The organism is Sphingomonas kyungheensis, assembly GCF_037120395.1.
GTDB classification, from domain to species: Bacteria; Pseudomonadota; Alphaproteobacteria; order Sphingomonadales; family Sphingomonadaceae; genus Sphingomonas; species Sphingomonas kyungheensis.
Genome location: NZ_JBBBDM010000001.1, coordinates 596,678 through 618,982, shown reverse-complemented (window position 1 = coordinate 618,982; position 22,305 = coordinate 596,678). Strand labels below are relative to the sequence as shown.

The window sequence follows — 22,305 nt, the reverse complement described above, 5'->3', positions numbered from 1 at the left end:
GCGCCCAAATCAGTGATCCTGGGCATGCACGAATCCAGGGCCCGGCAGAGCGACGTCAGGGTTTCGCAACCCTGGGCTCCGGCTTTCGCGGGAGCACTCGGATATGGGAAGCCGGCTGTTGCCTCTCACGGCGACGGATGCCTCAGCGTGGATCTTTGCGCGCAGAGGCGCAGAAGACGCAGAGAAGAGATTCACGCGAAGACGCGAAGACGCGAAGCCGCGAAGAGCGGGTGCATCCTCTTCGCGGCTTCGCGCCTTCGCGTGACCCAAGTCCAGCCCGGGCCAAACCCGTTCGGACGGCTCACCCTCTCTGCGCCCTCCGCGCCTCTGCGCGCCCCAACGGAGCCTCGGCATGAGTGACCTCGCGCACGAAGCGGAAGCCGCCGGACTGCAGGTCGCGTGGGAGGATGCCGACGGCCGGCAGCATCGCGTCGCCGATACGGTGGTACGCGCGATCCTCGACACGCTCGATACGCGGACGGACGGCGACGCATTCGTCACCGGTGATATCGGCACGGCGATACGGACAAAATCGAGCCCGGGGGCGGCGCGGCTGACGATCGACGGCGGCGAGACGCGCGATGTCGTCATCGCCGCCGACGGGACGATCCCGGCGCTCGATGAGCCGGGCTATCACCGGCTCGAAACGCGCGACGGCCTGGTGACGCTGGCGATCGCGCCGCGGCGATGCGTCGCACCGCCGGCGGGGCATGGCTGGGGTCCGGCGGTGCAGATACCGGCGCTGCGTGGATCGCGCCCCTCGCCGTTCGGCGATCTCGGCGCGCTGGCCGAGGCGGCGGGCGACTTCGCGGCGGCGGGCGCGGATGCGCTCGCGATCAGCCCGACGCATGCCCTCTTTCCTGCCGATGCCGCGCGGTTCAGCCCCTATGCGCCGTCGAGCCGGCTCTATCATCACGCGCTGCTCGCCGATCCGGCGCTCGCCGGGATCGACGGCGCCGGGGAAGCGGGCGGTGCGCTGATCGACTGGACGCAGGCCTGGCCGCACCGGCTCACCCGGTTGCGCGAAGCATTCGACCGGGCGCCGGACGCGATGCGCACCGATTTCGCCACCGCCCGCGCGGCGCATCCCGAATGGGAGGAGCATGCCCGCTTCGACGCGCTGCACGGCCATTTCTTCGCGCAGCGGCGCGCGTGCGGCTGGCAGGACTGGCCCGCCGACTATCACGATCCCGCCGCACCGGCCGTGGCGCGGTTCGTCGCCGGCCATAGCGAGACAGTGGCGTTCCACGCCTTCCTGCAATGGCTTGCCGACGCCAGCCTGGCACAGGCGCAGGCGGCGGCACGCGCGGCGGGGATGCAGATCGGCCTGATCGCCGATCTCGCGGTCGGCATGGATGCGGGCGGCAGCCATGCGTGGAGCCGGCGCGGCGACCTGCTCACCGGCCTGTCGATCGGCGCGCCGCCCGATCCACTCGGGCCGCAGGGGCAGAATTGGGGGATCACCGCGCTGTCGCCCTTTGCCTTGCGACGCACGGGCTTCGACGGCTTCATCCGCACGGTCCGCGCCAGCCTGCGCCATGCCGGCGGCCTGCGGATCGATCATGCGCTCGGCCTCAAGCGGCTGTGGGTCATCCCCGAGGGCGGTGCGGCGAGCGACGGTGCCTATCTGGCCATGCCGTTCGACGATCTGCTGCGCCTGCTCGCGCTCGAATCCCATCGTGCCGGCGCGATCGTGATCGGCGAGGATCTCGGCACCGTGCCGCCGGGCTTCCGCGACACGATGGCGGAACGCGGCATGCTCGGCATGCGGGTGTTGCCGTTCGAGCGCGACGAGGACGGCTTCACGCCCGCGCGCGACTGGGATGCGGCGGCGGTGGCGATGACCGGCACGCACGACACCGCGACGCTCGCCGGCTGGTGGACGGGCCGCGACATCACGTGGAACCACAAGCTGCGCCGCGGCGGCGACGACGAACCCGCCGACCGCCTGCGCCGCGTCGGCGAGAAAGCGACGCTCTGGCGCACCTATCGCGAGGCGGGCGTCGCCGAGGGACCGCCGCCGCAGGACGCCGATGCCGCGATCGATGCGGCGATCGCCTTCACCCGGCAGGCACCCTGCCCGCTGACCATCGTGCCGGTCGAGGATCTGGTCGGCATCGCCGAACAGCCCAATCTGCCCGGCACCACCGACGAGCATCCCAATTGGCGGCGCCGCCTGCCCGACACGACCGCCGGCCTGCTCGCCCGGCCCGAGGTCGCGCGCCGCACCGCCCTCCTCTCAGCCGAGACCCCAGCATGACCGCGCCCCGCCCGCCCCGTGCCACCTACCGGATGCAGTTCCACAAGGACTTCACCTTCGCCGATGCCGAAGCTTTGGTCCCCTATCTCGCCGATCTCGGCATCAGCCACCTCTATGCCTCGCCGATCACCGTCGCGGCCGCCGGGTCGACGCACGGCTATGACGTCATCGACCCGACGCGGATCAACCCCGAACTGGGCGGCGAAGACGCGTTCCGCAGCCTCGTCGCGGCGCTGCACGCGCGCGACATGGGCGTCGTCATCGATATCGTCCCCAACCATATGGGCGTCGCCGGTGGCGGCAATGCCTGGTGGAACGACGTGCTGGCGCGCGGGCCGGACAGTTTGCATGCCCGCGTCTTCGACATCGACTGGTCGCGACCGTTGCTACTGCCGGTGCTCGGCGACACGCTGACCGCGACGATCGCGGCGGGCGATCTGGCGATCGAGGGGCAGCAGGTCGTCGCCTATGGCGAGCATCGCTTTCCGTTGCGCGACGACGTCGCCACCGACGGCGACCTCGCCGAAGTGCTGGCGCAGCAGCATTACCGGCTGGCGAGCTGGCGCGTCGCCAACGACGACCTCAACTGGCGCCGCTTCTTCACCGTCAACGATCTCGCCGGCGTGCGGATCGAGGATCCGGCGGTGTTCGAGGCGACGCACGCCTTGTATTTCCGCCTGTACGCGGAAGGGCTGATCGACGGCGTCCGCGTCGATCATGTCGACGGGCTGACCGATCCGATCGGCTATTGCCGCACGCTGCGTAAGCGCCTCGGCGACGACGCCTATATCGTCATCGAGAAGATCCTCGGCGCGGACGAAGGCCAGCCCGTCGGCTGGGGCGTCGACGGCACCAGCGGCTATGACTTCATGGAACAGGTCGCGACGCTGATCCACGATCCGCTCGGCGCCTTGCCGCTCGAGGAATTGTGGCAGCAGGTCAGCGGCCGCTATCAGGGGTTCGAGGCGGAGGAGTTCGAGGCGCGGCAGGATCTGCTCGCTTGGCAGTTTTCCGGTCAGCTCGACGCCTGCGTCGCCGCCTTCGTGCGGCTCAACCGCGACGAGGCGGTGACCGCGGCGATGCTGCGCCGCGCGATCGAGCGGCTGCTCTGGGTCTTCCCGGTCTATCGCACCTATGGCATCGGTGACGCCGCCGCGCCGCAGGATGCCGCGATCCGCGGGCTGGTGCGCGAACGGGTCGCCTGGCTGATCCCGCCCGGCGAGGCGCATGTCGTCGACCGTATCCTCGCCTGGCTCGCCGGCGACGGGCCCGGCGATGCCGCCGACGCGGTGCGCCGGTTCCAGCAATTGTCCGCGCCGATCGCCGCCAAATCGGTCGAGGACACCGCTTTCTATCGGTCCGGCCGGCTGCTGTCGCGCAACGACGTCGGCTTTGACGCGACGATCCTCGGCGTCCCGGTCGAGGCGTTCCACGCCTTGATGATCGACCGCGCGCGCGAGGTGCCGCAGGCGATGCTGACCACCGCGACGCACGACCACAAACGCGGCGAGGACGTCCGCGCCCGGCTCGCGGTGCTGAGCACCATCCCCGACGTCTGGCGCGCCCGCGTCGAGGCGTGGGAAGCGCTCGCCTGGGGCTGGGGCCATGACGTCGACGGCGGCGACCGCTACATGCTGTTGCAGACGATCGTCGGCGCCTGGCCAGAGGATGGCGCGGACGCGGATTTCGCCGAACGGGTCAAGGCGTGGCAGCAGAAGGCTCTGCGCGAGGCGAAGCTGCGCTCGTCCTGGGAAGCACCCGACGCGGACTATGAGGCGGCGGCGGCGGCGCTGGTCGACCATTACCTCGCCGATCCGCGCTTCTGCGCCGAGGTCACCGCCTTCGTCGCCGAGATCGCACCCGCCGCGCTCGCCAACACCCTGGCGCAGACCGCGCTGCGGCTGACGCTGCCCGGCGTGCCCGACCTGTATCAGGGGTGCGAGCTCGCCGACCTCAGCCTCGTCGATCCCGACAACCGCCGCCCCGTCGATTACGACCGCCGGCGCGCGCTGCTCGGCAGCGCCGAGGCGCCCGACAAGCTGCGATTGATCGCCGATCTGCTGGCGCTGCGGCGGGCGTCGCCGGCGCTGTTCGCCACGGGCGACTATCGTCCGGCGGAGGTCGAGGGCAGCGACCGCATCCTCGCCTTCAGCCGCAGCGCGGGCGACCGGACGCTGCGCGTCGCGGTGCTGATCCGCGGAACCGAGCGGTCGGTCGCGACGATCCGCTTCGCCGATGGCAGGACGCTGTCAGCGGCCGAAGCGTTCGCCGCGGCAACGATCTGGTATGATATCGACGTTACCGACTGATCGGGTCGGAACAAATGGCAAAGACATCTTTTTGAAGCTATATGCCTGCGCATGGTTCGGCAGAAACCAAAGACAGCAAGTTCAGGGAGGACGACAGGGCCGATGCCGCAAGTACGCCGGATCGATTTTTGGGCAAAGGCGATCGCGGCGCGGTCGCCGGCGATGCTGGAACACTTGCAAGGCGTCGCGCGGGCACTTGTCGCGGCGCGACGGGCGATGCGGACGACGCTGCCGCCCGAGTTCGTCAACAATCCGCCGATGGATCTATTGTATACGGTGTTCCTGGCGGACGATCATTGCGCGACGCTACCGCCGCTAATCGCGGCGACCGGCGTTTCCGCGCCGGTGGCGCGGCGATGGATCGACCTGCTGGTCGAGCGTGATCTGGTGTACGAGAGTGCCGGCATGATCCGGCTGACCGATGCCGGGCTGATATTGGTCGCCGAAACCTGTCAGGCGGTCATTGCGTCGCAGACGGGCGTCGATGAGATGAGCTTGAACTGAAGCGCAGCTCGTCGCCGCGCCGGATGACGGTATCGAGCGCCTGTTCGAGCTCCGCCGCCGCCAATGTCTCATCGGCTGCCACGACCAGATCGAGCGCCGCCGCAATCAATTGCCGTGCCTCATCGAGCCGGTCCGCGTTATTCTCTGCCATGCCCAGGATCATGCTCCGAACGAAGGACCTGCCGCCCGGCGTGGGATGCACCATGATCGGAGAAATTCAAACAGGATTCGTATCATCCGGGGGCATTTCATCCCAAGATGATACGGAATCCCATGTGCAATTCGGCGCTGTGGCCGCAACGGCCGAAACTCCGTCGCGATTTACTTCGGGCCGTCAAAAGACTTTGGCAAACCGGACGAAAGTCGTAGCCTAGGATCAGTGGCCGACCGCCGCCTTCACCGCGTCCGCCGCCTTGCTCAGCAAGCCTTTCTCTGCCTCCTCGGCCTCCGCCTTGGTCCTGAACGCGGCGCCTTCCGGTTCGGCGGGCGGGGCATAGACCGAGAACAGCTTGAGCGGCTCGCCGCCCTTGTTGATGATATTGTGCTGCGCGCCCTTGGGCACGACGACGAGGTGATTGGGCGTCGCCTTGGTGGCATGACCATCGATCACCACCTGCGCCTCGCCCGCGACGATGAAGGTGGTCTGGTCGGCGGGGTGCGTCTCCATGCCGATCTCTTCGCCGGCGGGGATCGCCATCAGCACGATCTGCACCTTGGCATCGCGGTACACTTCCTTCTGCCACAGTTCGTTGCGGCCGGCGAGGTCGATCATGTCCTTGTTGAAGATCGTCATAGCGATGTGCGCTCCCGTTGATACGTGCGCAGGTCTGGACGAACGAGCCCGCCTCGGCGTTCCCCTATCCCGCCGCCGCATCCCACAACCGCCGCCAGAGCCGCAGCAGCGGATGCGCCTCCGGCGATAGCGCCGCCCGGCGCGCGGCATAGGCGCTGGCGAGGAGGCGATGCGCGCGCCGTGCCTTCCGGCAGTCGGCGCGGCGCGCCATGCCGCGGGCATGCTGCTCGCGCCGGCGCAAATATTCGACGTCACGCTCCATGATATTGCGCCTCCTGCTGCAAGCAGATCAGCCTAAGGTGCGTGTCCGTGCCGACAACGACTATTGGTTCCGGAAACGGTATTGAAGCAGCTTCGTAACCCCTCCCGCGATTACTGTCCGGGAAAGCGCCGCCCGTGGGGGAAGCGCCGTGCGTAACCGATAGGGGATAGTGCTCATGTCCGTCGAAGTGATCAGCAAGGCGACCGGTGCGGTCCATCAGGTGGCCGGCAACGATGTCGCGCTCGACGCGCCGAGCATCGTCCGCCTCGATATCGCGCGGACGCAGGTCGCCGCCGTCGACCGGCAGGGCAGCGATCTGGTGGTGCGGCTGGTCGACGGCGGGACGGTGCACGTCACCAATTTCTATCCGGCGCAGGCGACCACCACCAACGAACTGGTGTTGCGCGAAAACGACGGCCATCTGTGGGTGGCGCGCGGTACCGGCGTGCCGCGCTTCTCGCTGATCGACGATCTCACCGATCTGACCGCGGCAGCGGGCGGCGGCGGATCGGCGCTTGCGCTGCCGGCGACCCTGCTCGGCGGCGCGGCGGCGGCGGGCGGCGTCGTCGCGCTGGCGAGCGGCGGCGGCAGTGATGCGACCGCGGCCGGCAGCGGCACGCCCGACACCGGCACCGGCACCGGCGCGACCCCCACACCGACGCCGACGCCCACCCCCGACACGACGCCGCCGACAACCCCGACCGCCACCGTCCGCGCCGATGGCGGCGCGATCAGCGGTCAGGGCGAGGCGGGCGCGACCGTCACCGTACGCGACGCCGCCGGTGCGGTGATCGGCTCCACCACCGTCGCCGCGGACGGCAGCTTCGCCGTGCCCCTCGCCCCGGCGCGGGTCGACAATGAGCGGCTCACCGTCACGCAGAGCGATGCGGCGGGCAATGTCTCGCCCGCGGCGACGATCCAGGCCCCCGACCTCACCGCCCCGGCGACCCCGGTCGCGACGATCGACGCGGCCGGGACGAGCGTCAGCGGTCAGGGCGAAGCCGGCGCGACCGTGACGGTGCGTGATGCGAGCGGCGCGGTGATCGGCAGCACCGTGGTCGCGGCGGACGGCAGCTACAGCGTTCCGCTCACGACGCCGCAGGCGAACGGCGGCGCGGTCACGGTGACGCAGGGCGATGCGGCCGGCAACGTCTCGCCGCCGCTCTCGGTCACCGCGCCCGACGTGACCGCCCCCGCCGCTCCGACGGTGGCGATCGACGGCACCGGCACGGTGGTCAGCGGCACCGGCGAGCCGGGCGCGCGCGTCACGATCAGCGGCGCGGGCGGTACGGCGCTCGCCACCGCGATCGTCGCCGCCGACGGCAGCTATAGCGCACCGCTCTCCGCCCCGCAGGTCAACGGCGAGCGGGTCGATGCGAGCCAGTCGGACGCCGCGGGCAATGGTTCGGGCAGCGCCAGCACCACCGCCCCCGATCTGACCGCCCCCGTACAACCGGTCGCGACCATCTCCGCCGACGGTACGCAGGTGACCGGCACCGGCGAGGCCGGCGCGACGGTCAGCGTTGTCACGGCGGCCGGCACCGTGATCGGCAGCGCGACGGTCGCCGCCGACGGCGGCTTCGCGGTGACGCTGACGCCCGCGCAGGCCAATGGCGAGAGCCTGAGCGTGCGCGAGAGCGACGCCGCGGGCAATCAGGCGCCCCCGCTCGCACTGACCGCGCCCGATCTCACCGCCCCCGCCGCCCCGGTGGCGGCGATCGATCCGACCGGCACGACGGTGACCGGCAGCGGCGAGGCCGGCGCGGCGATCACCATCCGCGATGCCGCGGGCAATGAGGTCGGCACCGCGACGGTCGGCGCCAACGGCAGCTATGCCGCGGTGCTGACGGCGCCGCAGATCGACAGCCAGGCGCTGAGCGTGACGCAGAGCGACGCCGCCGGCAACGCCTCGCCCGCGACGCCGCTGACCGCGCCCGACCTGACCGCCCCCGCCGCGCCGACCCTCACCGTCGCCGCGGACGGCGCGAGCGTCAGCGGCAGCGGCGAGCCGGGTGCGACGGTGACCGTGCGTGATCCGGTCGGTACGGTGATCGCGACGGCGACGGTCGCGGCCGACGGCAGCTACAGCGCGCCGCTCACCGTGGCGCAGATCGACGGCGAGCAGCTGAGCGCGCGGCAGGGCGATGTCGCGGGCAATCTCTCGCCCGTCGCCACCGCCAGCGCGCCCGATCTGGCCGCCGACGCACCTCCCGCCGCGCCGAGCGCCACGGTGACGGGGGACGGTAGCGCGGTGACCGGCGTCGCCGGTGCCGGTGCGGCGATCACCCTCTATGACGCCGATGGCCGCGTCATCGCCACCGGCACCGCCGCCGCCGATGGCAGCTACACCGTCGCGCTGACCCCGGCGCGGCTCGACGGCGAGACGATCCGCGTCACCCAGGCGGATGCCGTCGGCGCGGTGTCGCCGCCGGCGACCGCGATCGCGCCCGACCTCACCAATCCCGCCGCGCCGACCGCGACGCTCGATGCGACGGGCACGCTGGTCACCGGCACCGCGGAGGCAGGTGCGACCGTCACCGTCCGCGATGCCGCCGGCGTTGCGCTCGGCAGCGCGGTGGCGACCAGCGCCGGCAGCTATGCGGTGACGCTGACCCCGCCGCAGGCGAACGGCGGCACGCTCGCGGTCACGCAGGCGGATGGTGCGAACAACGTCTCGCCCGCCACCAGCATCGCCGTGCCCGACACCACCGCCCCCGCCGCGCCGAGCGCGCTCGTTGCCGGCGACGGTCTCACCGTCAGCGGAAGTGGCGAGGTCGGCGCGACCGTCACGGTGCGCGACGCGGTGGGCAATCCGCTCGGCAGCGCGACCGTCGCCGCGGACGGCCGCTATACCATCACGCTGACCACGCCGCAGGGCAATGGCGAGACCGTGACCGTCGCGCAGGCGGACGGCGCGGGCAATCCGTCACCTGCCACCGCCGCGGTCGCGCCCGATTTCACCGCGCCGCTCGCACCGACCGCGACCGTCGCGGCGGGCGGCACCCTCGTCACCGGCAGCGGCGAAGCCGGCGCGACCGTGACGATCACCGCCGCCAACGGCAGCGTCCTCGGCACCGGCGTCGTCGCCGGCAACGGCAGCTACAGCGTGACGCTGGCGACGCCGCAGATCGCCAGCGAGCCGCTCACCGCGGTGCAGGCCGACGCCAGCGGCAACGTCTCGCCCGCGACCGGCTTCCTCGCGCCCGATCTCACCGCGCCCGCCGCGCCCGCGGCGACGCTGGACGCGACCGGCAGCATTGTCACCGGCACCGGCGAGATCGGCGCGACCGTCACCGTCCGCGATGCGGCGGGCGTGGTGCTCGGCAGCGCGACGGTGACCGCGCAAGGCTATGCGATCACGCTGACGACGCCGCAGATCGACAGCCAATCTTTGAGCGTGACGCAGAGCGATGCCGCCGGCAACGCCTCGCCCGCGACGCCGCTGACCGCGCCCGACCTCACCGCCCCCGCTGCACCCACCGGCAGCGTCGCGGGCGACGGGCTGACGCTGAGCGGCACCGGCGAGGCCGGCGCGACCGTGGTGGTGCGCAGCCCGGTCGGACTGGAGATCGGCAGCGCGACCGTCGCCGCCGACGGCAGCTATACCGTACAGCTCGCGACCCGGCAGGCGGACGGCGAGGTGCTGACCGTCCGGCAGAGCGACGCGGCCGGCAATGTCTCGCCGGTGATCAGCGCGGTCGCGCCCGATCTCAATCCGGCGACCCTGCCCCCGCCGCCCTTGGCCGAGGTCGCCCCGGATGGCACGGCGGTGGCCGGACGCGGCGTCGGAGCCGCGACGATCACCGTCTATGACGCCGCCGGTACGGTGATCGCCACCGGCACCGCCGCCGCCGACGGCAGCTACAGCGTCACGCTCAGCCCCGCGCGGGTCGACCATGAGACGCTGTACGTCACCCAGACCGATATCGTCGGCGCCTCCGCTCCGACGCAGACGATTGCCCCCGACCTCACCGCACCGGCGGCGCCGAGCGCGACGCTCGATGCGACCGGTGCGATCGTCACCGGCAGCGGCGAGCCCGGCGCGGCGATCGTCGTCCGGGACGTCGCGGGCAATCCGCTCGGCACCGCCATCGTCTCGAGCGCCGGCGGCTATGCGGTGACGCTGGCGACCGCGCAGACCAACGGCGAGCTGCTGAGCGTGACTCAGGCCGATCCGACCGGCAATGTCTCGCCGCCGATCGGACTGGTCGCGGGCGACACCACCCCACCGCTCGCCCCGGTGGCGAGCGTCAGCGGCGACGGCGCCTTCGTCAACGGCAGCGGCGAGCCCGGCACGATGGTGATGGTCCGCGATGCCGGCGGAACCCTGCTCGGCACCGCGACGGTGGCGACGAACGGCAGCTTCTCCGTCGCGCTCACCCCGGCGCAGCTGAACGGCGAGACGGTGCGCGTGACGCTGTCCGATGCGAGCGGCAACGTCTCGCCGTCGGTGACCGCGCCCGCGCCCGACGTCACCGCCCCCGCTGCGCCGGGCCTCGCGGTCAATCCCGACGGGACGGTGGTGACCGGCACCGGCGAGCCCGGCGCGGTCGTGACGATCGCCGCCGGCACCACGCCGCTCGGCTCCGCCACCGTCGCTGCGGACGGCAGCTATACGGTGACGCTGAGCGCGCAGCAGAACAACGGCGGCACGCTGAGCGCGACGCAGGCGGATGCGGCGGGCAATGTCTCGCCCGCCGCCACCGTCACCGCGCCCGACCTGATCGCCCCGGCCGCGCCGACCGCGGGGGTCTCGGCCGACGGCCTGTTCGTCACCGGTACCGGCGAGCCCGGCGCGCGGATCACCGTCACCGACGCGACAGGATCGCCGCTCGGCGTGGCCGTGGTCACCGACGCCGGCAGCTATAGCGTGACGCTGACCAGCCCGCAGGCGAATGGCGAGCGGCTGATTGCGACGCAGACCGATGGCGGCGGCAACGTCTCGCCGCCGGTGGCCGCCTTCGCCCCCGACATCACCGCGCCCGCCGCACCGACGCTGATCGTCGCCGCGGACGGCGCAAGCGCTGGCGGCATCGCCGAGGCCGGAGCGAGCGTCACCGTGACCGGACCGAACTTCACCGCGACGGTCACCGCCGACGCCAATGGCGTCTACAGCGTCGCGATCGATCCGGCGCGGCTCGACGGCGAGACCTTCACCGCGGTGCAGACCGATGCCGCGCTCAACAGCTCGCTGCCGACGAGCGCGCAGGCGCCCGATCTCCTCGCCCTCGCGCCGACCGCGACGATCGCCGCCGACGGCGCGAGCATCACCGGCACCGGCGAGGTCGGCGCGACGGTCACCGTCACCGCCGCCGGCACGGCGACCGTGCTCGGCACCACGACGGTGGCGGCGGACGGCAGCTACACGATCGCGCTGACCCCGGCACAGGTCGACGGCGAGCCGCTCACCGTCTCCCAGACGGACGTGTCGAACAACGTCTCGCCGGGTATCGCGCTGACCGCGCCCGACCTGTTCGCGCCGCCGGCGCCGAGCGCGACGGTGTCCCTCGACGGCACCACCGTCTCCGGCATCGCCGAGGCAGGCGCGACGGTGACCGTCACCGCGCCGGACGGCGATGTCCTCGGGCGTGCGACCGCCGCGGCGGACGGCAGCTACAGCGTCACGCTCACGCCCGCCCAGGGCAATGGCGAACTGCTCGCCGCCACCGCGAGCGACGGCGGCGGCACCTCCGCCGCGACGGCGGTCACCGCGCCCGACTTCACCGCACCGGACGCACCGAGCGCGAGCGTCACCGGCGACGGCCAGTTCGTGATCGGCGCCGGTGAGGCGGGCGCGACCGTCACCGTCCTTGCCGCCAACGGCACGCCGCTCGGCAGCGGCGTGGTCACCGCGACCGGCAGCTATGCTGTGCAGCTCGCCACGCCGCAGGTGAATGGCGAACTGCTCACCGTCCGGCAAACCGATGCCGCGACCAACACGTCGCCGACGGTGCAGGCGGCGGCCCCCGACCTCGCCACCACGGTCGCGCTGACCGCGAGCGTGACCGCGGACGGGGTGGCGGTGACCGGCACCGCCGCCGCCGATGCGGCGATCGTGGTAATGCTCAACGGAGTGACGGTCGGCACCGGCACCGCCGATGGCACCGGCGCCTATTCGGTGACGCTGACAGTCCCGCAGCGCAACGGCGAACTGCTCGACGTCACCCAGTCGGTCGGCGGCGGGACGCCCTCGACGCCGGTGCTGGCGATCGCGCCCGACCTCACCGCCCCCGCCGCGCCGACCGCGAGCGTGATCGGCGGCGGCACGCAGGTGATCGGCACCGGCGAGGCCGGCGCACGCGTCTCGATCCGCTCCGCCGCCGGGGTCGAGATCGGCAGCGCGATCGTCGCCGTTTCCGGCAGTTACGTCGCCGAGCTGACGACGCCCCAGCGCAATGGCGAATCGCTGACCGCGGTGCAGACCGATCCGGCGAGCAACCCCTCGCCGGCGGTGGCGCTGGTCGCGCCCGACATCACCGCACCGCTTGCACCGACCGCCCTCGCGGTCAGCGCGGCCGGCACGACGCTGACCGGCGTCGGCGAGAGCGGCGCACGCGTCTCGGTCCGCAGCGGCACGACGCTGCTCGGCGAGGCGACGGTGGCGAACGACGGCAGTTTCACCGTGGCGCTGACCGCGGCGCAGCTGACCGGCGCGACGCTGACGGTGACGCAGGCGGACCCCGCCGGCAACGTCTCCCCCACCGCCTCGGTCATCGCCCCGTTCGATATCCAGGCGTTCGACAATGCGGCCAATGCGACCATCGACCTGCTTCCCGTCGTCGCCGCGGCGCCCACGCCGATCGGCAGCGTCACCTATGGCGCGCTGCTGTCCGCAGGGGCGCTCAACCTGCAGGCCGAGGCGCTTGGCGAGGCGAATATCCGCTTCACCGTCGCACAGGGGCATAACCTCGCCGCCACCTTCACCTATGACTCGGCGATCAGCATCGGGGCGACGAGCGGCTACAGCGTCGTCGTGCAACGGTTCGACGGCACGCAATGGGTCGCCGTCAACGGCGCATCGGGCGGGTCGCTGCTCGAACTCGGCCTGCTCAACGGCGATCTCACTGCGGCGCAGACACTCGCACCCGGCGAATATCGCGCCTTCGTCACCTATCAGAGCGGGCTCGGCGTCGGCGCCGGCGTGCTCGGCAGCCTGTCGGTCAGCGGCGTCGACATCGACTATACCGATGTCGGCGGCGTCCGCCCGGTGGCGGTGACGGGGAACGTCGTCAGCGATGCCGGGCCCACCGGCGCGGTGGACGTCGTCGCCCCCGGCACGACGATCACCCAGGTGACCAACGGCACGACGGTGACCGACGTCACCGCCAACGGCACGGTCGTCGCCGGCCAATGGGGCACGCTCGTCATCAATCTCGACGGCAGCTACAGCTACACGCCATCGACCAGCGCCACCGCGATCGGCCATACCGACGTCTTCGCCTATACGCTGCTCGATCCGAGCGACGGCGAACGCGAGACCGCCAATCTGTCGATCACGATCGGCAGCGGCGCGATCAGCGGACCGCCGGTGGTGACGGCGGACGTCGCGATCGCCCCGGTGACCTATCAGAACGTCGTCGAGGTGACCGCGCCGGTCGCATCGACCAGCTTCACGGCGACGCCCTTGGTGCAGCTGCCGCTGGCGCCGATCGCAGTCGGGGCGCACGGCGAGGGAACGGGGGCGTTCGTCATCAATCCCGCAACCAAGGCCAACATCACGCTCAGCGCCACCTCGACCAGCGCGCTGTCGGTCGCGCCGACCTATACGCTGACGCTGACCAACACCGATACCAATGCGACGACGACGGTGCGGCAACTGGCGCTGCTCGGCGGCACGGCGTCGACCAGCTTCGCGCTCAACGACCTGCCCGCCGGCCATTACAGCTACCGGCTGGCGGCGGACAGCACGGTCAGCACCAGCTTCGGCACCAATGTGACGCTGGGACGCACGACGACCTTGCTCGACAGCCATGTCGTCGTCAGTCCGGCGGCCGTCGAGGGCAACCTCCTCGCCAACGACAATGCCCACAGCGATTTCATCGCGGTGCGAGTCGGCAGCGGCGCCGCGGCGACGACGCTGACCGAGGTCGGCGAGACGCCGGTGACGCTGACCGGCGCGCACGGCACGCTGACCGTCGACGAGGTCGGCCATTACGTCTATCAGCCGAGCGCATCGCTCGCCTATTCGACGACCGACCTCAGCGACACCTTCACCTATCAGCTCGTCCAGCCCAACGGCAGTGTTGCGACCACGACTCTGACGGTGACGATCGACGTCCCCGGCGACAATGCGTCGGCGGCGGTCCATTATGCGATCGCGCCGGTGCAAAGTATCGAACCCGATGTGGTGTCGATCGATACGACAATGATTGCAAATGACAGCCACACTGTCGCGCTCGACGGCCATACCGCCACGGCCGCGACGGGGGCGGACAGCAGCGTCGCCACCGCGCAGAGCCTCGCCACCTATGACCTGTTCGAAGGGCAAGGCGACATCGGCATCGTCCTCTCACGCTACCTCGATACGCAAGTATCGGGCAGCACGACCCAGACGACAACGACCGACACGACGATCGCCGCTGCCCCCGCGCCGGTCGCCGATCCGCTCGACTATCTCGCCACGCCGGACGATCCGACCCATCATCAGTCAGTCGTCAATCATGTTGTATAAGCAATCCAAAGTGCATCTAAAGTATTGCTGCTGACACATTGAACTATATCATTTGTTAAGCGAACGGGCCTTTCCTGCGGCGCAGGAGAGGTCCCGATGCGTTCAAAACGAGTTCTGGTGGGGATGGCGGCGGCGGGCCTGCTCGTCGGCGCGGCCGGTCGGGCGGCGAGCGGCGACGCGCTGACGCTGGAGGCGGCGGCACGCGATGCGGTCGCCTGGCACCCGTCGGTGATCGAGGCGGCGGGCACGCTCGCGGCGAGCGACGCCGATGTCGCCGCGGCCCGCGCCGGCTATCGCCCGACGCTGAGCGCCGGCCTCGGCAGCGGCTATGACAGCCGGGTCAGCGGCACCTGGCGGCCGCGGCCGCAGTTCGGCGCGTCGCAGATGCTCTACGACTTCGGCAAGGTGTCGAGCGACGTCGCCGCGGCACGCGCCGGCACCCGCGTCAGCCGCGCCGAGATGCTGCTCGCGGTCGATACGCTGATCCGCGACACCGCCTATGCGATCATCGAACTGCAACGCGCCAGCGCGCAGCGGCTGATCGCGCAGGACCAGCTCGCCCGGATCGCCGAGATCAGCAACCTCGTCGGCCAGCGATCGACGATGGGCGCCGCCACCCAATCCGATGCGTTGCAGGCGCAGGCCCGCGTCGAGGCGGCGCAGGCGAGCCTGACGCAGGTCGAGGCGGAGGAGCGGCGCTGGACCAGCAACCTCGTCTTCCTGCTCGGCCATCCGCTGCCCCCCGCCGGCGTGGCGAGCGATGTTCCGGGCTGGCTGGATCAGGGCTGCGCCGGGCCGCCACCGGCGTGGCAGGGCGTCCCCGCCATCGCCGCCGCCGATGCGCAGACCGAGCGCGCCGCCGCCGAGCTGCGCCGCAGCCGCGCCGACCGTTATCCGACGGTGTCGCTCGGCGGCGATGCCTCGACCGACGTCGGATCGCCGTTCGGCGATCGCAGCATCTACAATTTCGGGCTGCGCGTCAGCAGCAACATCTTCGCCGGCGGCCTCACCAAGGCGCGGGTGCGCAGCGCCGGCTTCCGCCTCGCCGCCGCCGAGGCGGGCGCGCGCCGCGTCCGCAACGAAAGCAGCGCGCAGCTCGCCGAGGCGCAGCAGCAGATCGACAGCCTGTCGCGCCTCGCCGCGACGCTCGGCTCGCGCGAGACCAACATGCGCGAGACCGGGCGGCTCTACCGCATCCAATATCTCGAAATGGGGACCCGGACCTTGGTCGACCTGCTGAATGCCGAACAGGAATTGCAACAGGTGCGCTTCGACGCGGTCAATACCACGCAGAACTTGCGTCGACTGCATATCGACTGCCTGTTCACAGCCGGGCGGATGCGCGACGCGTTCGGGCTGGCCGGCACCGCGATCCGCGGGGTGACGCTGTGAGCGTCGCCTTCGCGCCGCCGGGCGCGGTCGATGCCTGGCTCGAACTGCTCGGCCGCGTCGCGCGCGCCTATCGCCTGCCGGTTTCCGACCAGAGCGCGCGGCTCGCCGCGCAATGGGATCTCGGCGGCAACGAGGAGGCGCGCATCCAGGCACTGGCGCGCGCGACCGGCCTTATTCTCCGCTTCGTCTCGCCGCAGGAGGCGCGGCTGAGTGGCTGGCGGCTGCCGATGATCGCCCGCTTCGGCGACGGCGAGATCGCGCTGATCGAGGGGATCGACGGCGAGGACCATGCGCAACTGATCCTCCCCGGCGACCGCGGCGGCCAGACCCGCCGCCCCGTCGCCGAGCTGCGCGCCGCGGCGACCGGATTCGTCGTGCCGCGACCGGCGCGCGCCGCGCCCGATGCGCGGGTCGATACCTATATCCGCCCCTATCAGGAGCATTGGCTGCGCCAGATCCTGATGCGCGACGCCCCCGCCTACAGCCATGTCATGGTCGCCTCGGTCGTCACCAATCTGCTCGGCCTCGCCGGCGTGCTGTTCTCGATGCAGGTCTATGACCGCGTCGTGCCGGCGGCGTCGATCCCGACGCTGACCATCCTGTTCGTCGGCGTGCTCGTCGCGATCGGCTTCGACTATGCCCTGCGGCGGCTGCGCACCAATATCGTCGACGTGCTCGGCAAGCGCGCCGACCTGCGCATCTCCGACCGGGTATTCGGCCATGCATTGCGCGTCCGCAACGCCGCGCGCCCCGCCTCGACCGGCACGTTCATCGCCCAGCTCCGCGATCTCGATCAGGTGCGCGACATGCTGACCTCGACGACGATCGCGGCGGTCGCCGATCTGCCCTTCTTCCTGATGTTCCTCGGCCTGCTCTGGTATATCGGCGGGATGCTCGCGCTGGTGCCGCTGGTCGCGCTGGTGATGCTGCTGCTCCCCGGCCTGCTGGCCCAGCGCCGGCTTCGCCAGCTCGCGACCGAATCGATGCGTGAATCGTCGCTGCGCAACGCGATGCTGGTCGAGGCGATCCAGGGGATCGAGGACATCAAGGCCCTGCAGGCGGAGGAGCGGTTCCACCGCCAGTGGAACCACTACAATGCCGTCGCGGGCGAGGCGCAATTGCGGCTGCGCGGGCTGACCAACAGCCTGTCGGTATGGACGCAGAGCGTGCAGAACGGCGTCTATGCCGCGATCATCTTCGTCGGCGCGCCGCTGGTCATCGCCGGCAGCATCACCACCGGCGTGCTCGTCGCCACGTCGATCCTCGGATCGCGGATGATGGCGCCGATGGCGCAGGTGACGCAATTGCTCGGCCGCTGGCAGCATGCCCGGGTCGCGATGGGCAGCCTCGACCAGATCATGGCGCTGCCCGTCGACAGCGCCGATGCCGATCACCGCATCCCCCTGCCCGCGGTCAACGGTGCCTTCACGCTGCGCCATGCGGTGTTCAGCTATGCCGATCCCAATGCCCCGCCGGCGCTCACCGTCGCCGGGCTCGACATCGCCGCGGGCGAGCGTATCGCGCTCCTCGGCCGCAACGGCGCGGGCAAGTCGACGCTGCTCCAGGGTCTGTCGGGCATGCTGCGGCCGGTGTCGGGCGAGGTGCTGCTCGACGGGCTCGCGCTGCATCAGATCGACCCCGCCGACGTCCGCCGCGACGTCGGCCTGCTCACCCAATCGAGCCGCCTGTTCCACGGCACGCTGCGCGAGAATCTGACGCTCGGCGCCCCCGCGGCGAGCGACGCCGAAATCATGGCCGCGCTCAACATGGTCGGTGCCGAGCCGATGCTGCGCCGGCTGCGCGACGGCCTCGGCCATGTCATCCAGGAAGGCGGGCGCGGCCTGTCCGGCGGGCAGGTGCAGGCGCTGCTGCTCGCCCGGCTGCTGCTGCGCCAGCCGATGGTGGCGCTGCTCGACGAACCGACCGCGGCGATGGACGAGGCGACCGAGCGGCTGTTCATCCAGCGGCTCGGCCAATGGGGGCAGGACCGGACGATCGTCGTCGCGACGCACCGGACGCGGATGCTCGACATCATGGACCGGATCATCGTCATCGATCAGGGCGGCATCGTGCTCGACGGGCCGCGCGACCAGATCCTCGCGACGATGCGCGGCACGCGGAGCGCGGCGGCATGACCAGCATCGCGATGGACGACGACCATCTGTTCGGCGGCGACGGCGAGGCGGCGCGGATCACCGCGACGCGGCTGGTGTGGCTGCTCGCCGGACTGTTCGTCGTCCTGCTCGGCTGGGCGGCGTTCGCCAGCCTCGACGAAGTCGCGACCGGCGAGGCGCGCGTCGTGCCGACCAGCCACGAACAGGTGCTGCAATCGCTCGAGGGCGGCATCCTCGCCAAGCTGCTCGTCCACCAGGATGATATCGTCACACCGGGGCAGTTGCTCGCGCAGCTCGACCCGACGCAGGCGGGATCGACCGTCGAGGAGAGCGCCGCCAAATATCGCGCCGCCCTCGCCAGCGCCGCGCGGCTGACCGCGGAGGCGAACGGCACGCCGCTGCGCTTTTCGCCCGAGCTCGACCGCTTTCCCGACCTCAAGGCTGCGGAGACGCGATTGTACGAGACGCGGCGGCGCAGCCTGCAATCCTCGGTCGGTCTGATCGATCAGAGCCTAGCGCTGATCGGCCGCGAGGTGTCGATCGGCCAGTCGCTGATCACCGTCGGCGCGGCGAGCAACGTCGAGGTGCTGCGCCTGCAACGCCAGCGCGCCGACCTCGAACTCAAGAAGGCCGACCTTCGCTCGCAATATTCGGTCGAGGCGCGACAGGACCTCGCCAAGGTGATGGAGCAGGTCGACACGCTCGGCCCGGTGATCCGCGGCCGCGCCGACACGCTGAGCCGCCTCACCCTGCGCTCGCCGGTACGCGGCGTCGTCAAGAACATCGAGGTGTCGACGATCGGCGGGGTGATCCCGCCCAACGGCAAGGTGATGGAGATCGTGCCGCTCGACGACCGGCTGCTGATCGAGGCGCGCATCCAGCCGCGCGACATCGCCTTCATCCGCCCCGGCCAGCCCGCCAAGGTCAAGGTGACGGCCTATGACTATTCGATCTACGGCGGGCTCGACGGCGTCGTCACCACCATCTCGCCCGATACGATCCGTGACGAGGTGAAGCCCGAGCTGCTCTATTATCGCGTCTTCGTGCGCACCAAGGCGGATTCGCTGGTCAACACGGCGGGGCGGCGCTTCCCGATCACGCCGGGCATGGTCGCGACGGTCGACATCCACACCGGCAGCAAGACGGTGCTGCAATATCTGCTCAAACCGCTCAACCGCGCGCAGGAGGCGCTGCGCGAACGATGAGCCCGCCGCTCGATCACGCCGCCTTCGCCGCAGCGATCGCCGCCGATGCCAATGCGCCGGAGGCGGTGCAGCCGAGCTTCCCGCCGGCGCTGCTCGCCCGCGCGCGGCAGGCGCGGCAGCTGCGCGCGCGAATGAGCCATTTCCTGCCGCGCGACCTGCTGGTCGATCCCGCCTGGGACATGATGATCGACCTGTTCGTCGCGGCGGGCACCGGCGAGCGCCTCTACGTCAAGGACCTGACGCTGATGTCGGGCGAGAGCACGACCAGCGCGATGCGGCGGATCGACCGCCTGCAGGAAGCCGGGCTGCTGTCGCGCCACGCCGATCCTGCCGACCACCGCCGCGTCCGCGTTCGGCTCACCGGCAAGGGCTATCAGGCGATGGCGGCGATGCTCGACCATCTGTTCGACCCGCCCTCCGGCGCGCAGGCCGCCGCCGAGCCGCAGGACTTTGCGCCCGGCCCGGTGCGGGGATGAGGCGGATGCGCCGCGCCACGCCCGCAGCGGTCGGGGAGACGATCGTCCTGATGCAGAGCAGGAATGCCGGCCAACGCGACGAATCGAACCAATTTGATAGTTAACCGGAGGAACGGCGCCGTCGGGGTGGAGTTGGACCGCGATGACCGAAGCCGACACCGTCTTTGCGTTGCGGGAAAATGATCACCTTACCCGCATCCATCTCAAGCTCGCGCTTGAGGATATCGGATTCGTCGTCGACGAAGACGACGTGACCATCCACCTGCGCGGTGCCCCGCAGAACGCGCTCGCCTCGCTGGCCGCCGCCCGCGCCTGATCCTGCCGATCAGGCGTCGATCGCTTCCTCGTCGAGCCGCGCCGCATTCTCCTGGATGAAGGCGAAGCGGTGGGCGGGATTGTTGCCCATCAACCGGTCGACCAGATCCTTCACCCCGGCCCGCTCCTCATATTCCTGCGGCAGCGTGATGCGGATCATGCCGCGCGTCTTGGGGTCCATCGTCGTCTCGCGCAGCTGCGACGGGTTCATTTCGCCGAGACCCTTGAAACGCGCGACCTCGACCTTCTTGCCCTTGAAGGCGGTCCGCTCGATCTCCTCGCGATGCGCGTCGTCGCGGGCATATAATGACTTGGCACCGACGGTGAGCCGGTAGAGCGGCGGCTGCGCGAGATAGAGATGCCCGCGGCGGACGAGGTCCGGCATCTCCTGGAAAAAAAAGGTCATCAGCAGCGTCGCGATATGCGCGCCGTCGACATCGGCGTCGGTCATGATGACGACGCGTTCGTAGCGCAGCTGGCTCGCATCGCAATCCTTGCGCGTGCCGCAGCCGAGCGCCTGGATCAGGTCGGCGATCTCCTGATTGGCGATGATCTTGGCGCTGGTCGCGCTGGCGACGTTGAGGATCTTGCCGCGGATCGGCAGGATCGCCTGCGTCTTGCGGTCGCGCGCCTGTTTCGCCGAGCCCCCCGCCGAATCGCCTTCGACGATGAACAGCTCGGTGCCCTCGTTGCCGTCGCTGGCGCAGTCGGTGAGCTTGCCGGGCAGGCGCAGCTTGCGCGCGCTGGTCGCGGTCTTGCGCTTGACCTCGCGCTCCGCCTTGCGGCGCAGCCGTTCGTCCATCCGGTCGAGCACATAGCCGAGCAGCGCCTTGCCGCGCTCCATATTATGGCCGAGCCAATGGTCGAAATGATCGCGCACCGCCTTCTCGACCAGTCCCGCCGCCTCCGGACTGGTCAGCCGGTCCTTGGTCTGGCTCTGGAATTGCGGATCGCGGATGAAGACGCTGAGCATCAGCTCGCTGCCGATCATCACGTCGTCGGCGGTGATTTCCTTCGCCTTCTTCTGGTGGACGAGCTCGCCGAACGCGCGCAGCCCGCGCACCAGCGCCTGCCGCAGCCCCTGTTCGTGGGTGCCGCCGTCCGGCGTCGGGATGGTGTTGCAATACCAGCTATAGCTGCCGTCGCTCCACAGCGGCCAGGCGACCGCCCATTCGACCCGCCCCTGTTCGTTGGGGAAGTCCTGGCTGCCGGCGAAGAAATCGGAGGTCGCGCGTTCGCGCGTGCCGAGCTGTTCCTTGAGATGATCGCCGAGACCGCCGGGAAACTGGAACACCGCCTCGGCAGGCGTGTCGGTCCCCTCGACCAGTTCGGGCGCGCAATGCCAGCGGATCTCGACCCCGGCGAACAGATAGGCCTTGGAGCGGGCGAGCTGATAGAGCCGCTTGGGCTTGAAGCCGAGATCGGGGCCGAAGATTTCGGTATCGGGGGTGAAGGCGACCGAGGTGCCGCGCCGGTTGGGCGCCGCGCCGACATGGTCGAGCGGCCCCTGCGTCACGCCGCGGCTGAACCGCTGGCGATAGAGCTGCCGATCGCGCGCGACCTCGACGATCGTGTCCGACGACAGCGCGTTGACCACCGAGACGCCGACGCCGTGCAGACCGCCGCTGGTCGCATAGGCCTTGCCCGCGAACTTGCCGCCCGAATGGAGCGTCGACAGGATGACCTCGAGCGCGCTCTTGTCGGGGAATTTCGGATGCGGATCGACCGGAATGCCGCGGCCGTTGTCGACGATCGTCAGCCGGTTGCCCGGCTCCAGCGTCACCTCGATCCGCGTCGCATGGCCGGCGACCGCCTCGTCCATCGCATTGTCGAGCACCTCGGCGGCGAGATGATGCAGCGCCCGCTCGTCGGTGCCGCCGACGTACATGCCGGGGCGGCGGCGGACGGGCTCGAGCCCCTCCAGCACTTCGATCGAAGAGGCGTCATACGAACTGTCGGGCGTCGCGGCGGACGCGAAAAGGTCTTTGGCCATCACCGGGAACC

13 protein-coding genes are annotated in these 22,305 nt (G+C 70.7%); 9 read left to right on the top strand and 4 right to left on the bottom strand.

The features are described 5' to 3' along the window. Positions 1–352: 352 nt before the first annotated feature. Genes malQ through V8201_RS02885 form a run of 3 tightly spaced genes read left to right on the top strand, consistent with a single transcriptional unit; the run spans position 353 to position 5,073 of the window. A complete protein-coding gene (gene malQ / locus V8201_RS02895) occupies positions 353–2,260 on the top strand; it encodes a 4-alpha-glucanotransferase (protein ID WP_336544427.1) in 1,908 nt (635 codons plus the stop codon). After that, a complete protein-coding gene (treY, locus tag V8201_RS02890; protein WP_336544426.1) occupies positions 2,257–4,569 on the top strand; it encodes a malto-oligosyltrehalose synthase in 2,313 nt (770 codons plus the stop codon). The genes malQ and treY overlap by 4 nt, the downstream gene beginning before the upstream one ends. Positions 4,570–4,620: 51 nt before the next feature. Next, positions 4,621–5,073: a hypothetical protein gene (locus V8201_RS02885; protein ID WP_271299312.1), complete on the top strand. Its 453-nt coding sequence runs from the start codon at positions 4,621–4,623 to the stop codon at positions 5,071–5,073. Here the strand turns inward: V8201_RS02885 and V8201_RS02880 are convergent. The 3 genes from V8201_RS02880 to V8201_RS02870 form a co-directional block, all read right to left on the bottom strand. Continuing rightward, positions 5,030–5,236: a hypothetical protein gene (locus tag V8201_RS02880; protein WP_271299313.1), complete on the bottom strand. Its 207-nt coding sequence runs from the start codon at positions 5,234–5,236 to the stop codon at positions 5,030–5,032. The genes V8201_RS02885 and V8201_RS02880 overlap by 44 nt on opposite strands. Before the next feature lie 213 nt (positions 5,237–5,449). Next, positions 5,450–5,866, bottom strand: a complete 417-nt coding sequence (locus tag V8201_RS02875) for a cupin domain-containing protein (RefSeq protein WP_037535461.1) — start codon at positions 5,864–5,866, stop codon at positions 5,450–5,452. Positions 5,867–5,930: 64 nt separating this feature from the next. Beyond that, positions 5,931–6,128 carry a hypothetical protein gene (locus tag V8201_RS02870; RefSeq protein ID WP_037535462.1) on the bottom strand — a complete coding sequence of 66 codons (198 nt, stop codon included), beginning with the start codon at positions 6,126–6,128 and terminating at the stop codon, positions 5,931–5,933. A gap of 175 nt (positions 6,129–6,303) precedes the next feature. On the opposite strand from V8201_RS02870, the gene V8201_RS02865 reads away from it, so the two are divergent. The 6 genes from V8201_RS02865 to V8201_RS02840 all read left to right on the top strand — a co-directional run bounded on the left by V8201_RS02865 (position 6,304) and on the right by V8201_RS02840 (position 20,302). Beyond that, a complete protein-coding gene (locus V8201_RS02865; protein WP_336544425.1) occupies positions 6,304–14,799 on the top strand; it encodes a BapA/Bap/LapF family large adhesin in 8,496 nt (2,831 codons plus the stop codon). 96 nt (positions 14,800–14,895) lie between these two features. Further along, positions 14,896–16,191: a TolC family protein gene (locus tag V8201_RS02860; protein WP_336544424.1), complete on the top strand. Its 1,296-nt coding sequence runs from the start codon at positions 14,896–14,898 to the stop codon at positions 16,189–16,191. Continuing rightward, the gene (locus tag V8201_RS02855) at positions 16,188–18,326 is read left to right on the top strand and encodes a type I secretion system permease/ATPase (RefSeq protein WP_336544423.1); all 2,139 of its coding nucleotides are present in this window, start codon (positions 16,188–16,190) and stop codon (positions 18,324–18,326) included. Before V8201_RS02860 ends, V8201_RS02855 begins: the two co-directional genes overlap by 4 nt. Next, a complete protein-coding gene (locus tag V8201_RS02850; protein WP_271299319.1) occupies positions 18,323–19,510 on the top strand; it encodes an HlyD family type I secretion periplasmic adaptor subunit in 1,188 nt (395 codons plus the stop codon). Before V8201_RS02855 ends, V8201_RS02850 begins: the two co-directional genes overlap by 4 nt. Then, entirely contained in the window at positions 19,507–19,986 is a 480-nt protein-coding gene (locus V8201_RS02845) for a MarR family winged helix-turn-helix transcriptional regulator (RefSeq protein ID WP_051583431.1), read from the top strand. The genes V8201_RS02850 and V8201_RS02845 overlap by 4 nt, the downstream gene beginning before the upstream one ends. A 142-nt stretch (positions 19,987–20,128) precedes the next feature. Beyond that, positions 20,129–20,302 (top strand): hypothetical protein, encoded by a 174-nt coding sequence (locus V8201_RS02840; protein ID WP_153810799.1) that lies wholly within the window; start codon positions 20,129–20,131, stop codon positions 20,300–20,302. A gap of 9 nt (positions 20,303–20,311) precedes the next feature. Here the strand turns inward: V8201_RS02840 and parE are convergent, their stop codons facing one another. After that, the gene (parE, locus tag V8201_RS02835; protein ID WP_336544422.1) at positions 20,312–22,294 is read right to left on the bottom strand and encodes a DNA topoisomerase IV subunit B; all 1,983 of its coding nucleotides are present in this window, start codon (positions 22,292–22,294) and stop codon (positions 20,312–20,314) included. Between the last annotated feature and the right edge of the window lie 11 nt (positions 22,295–22,305).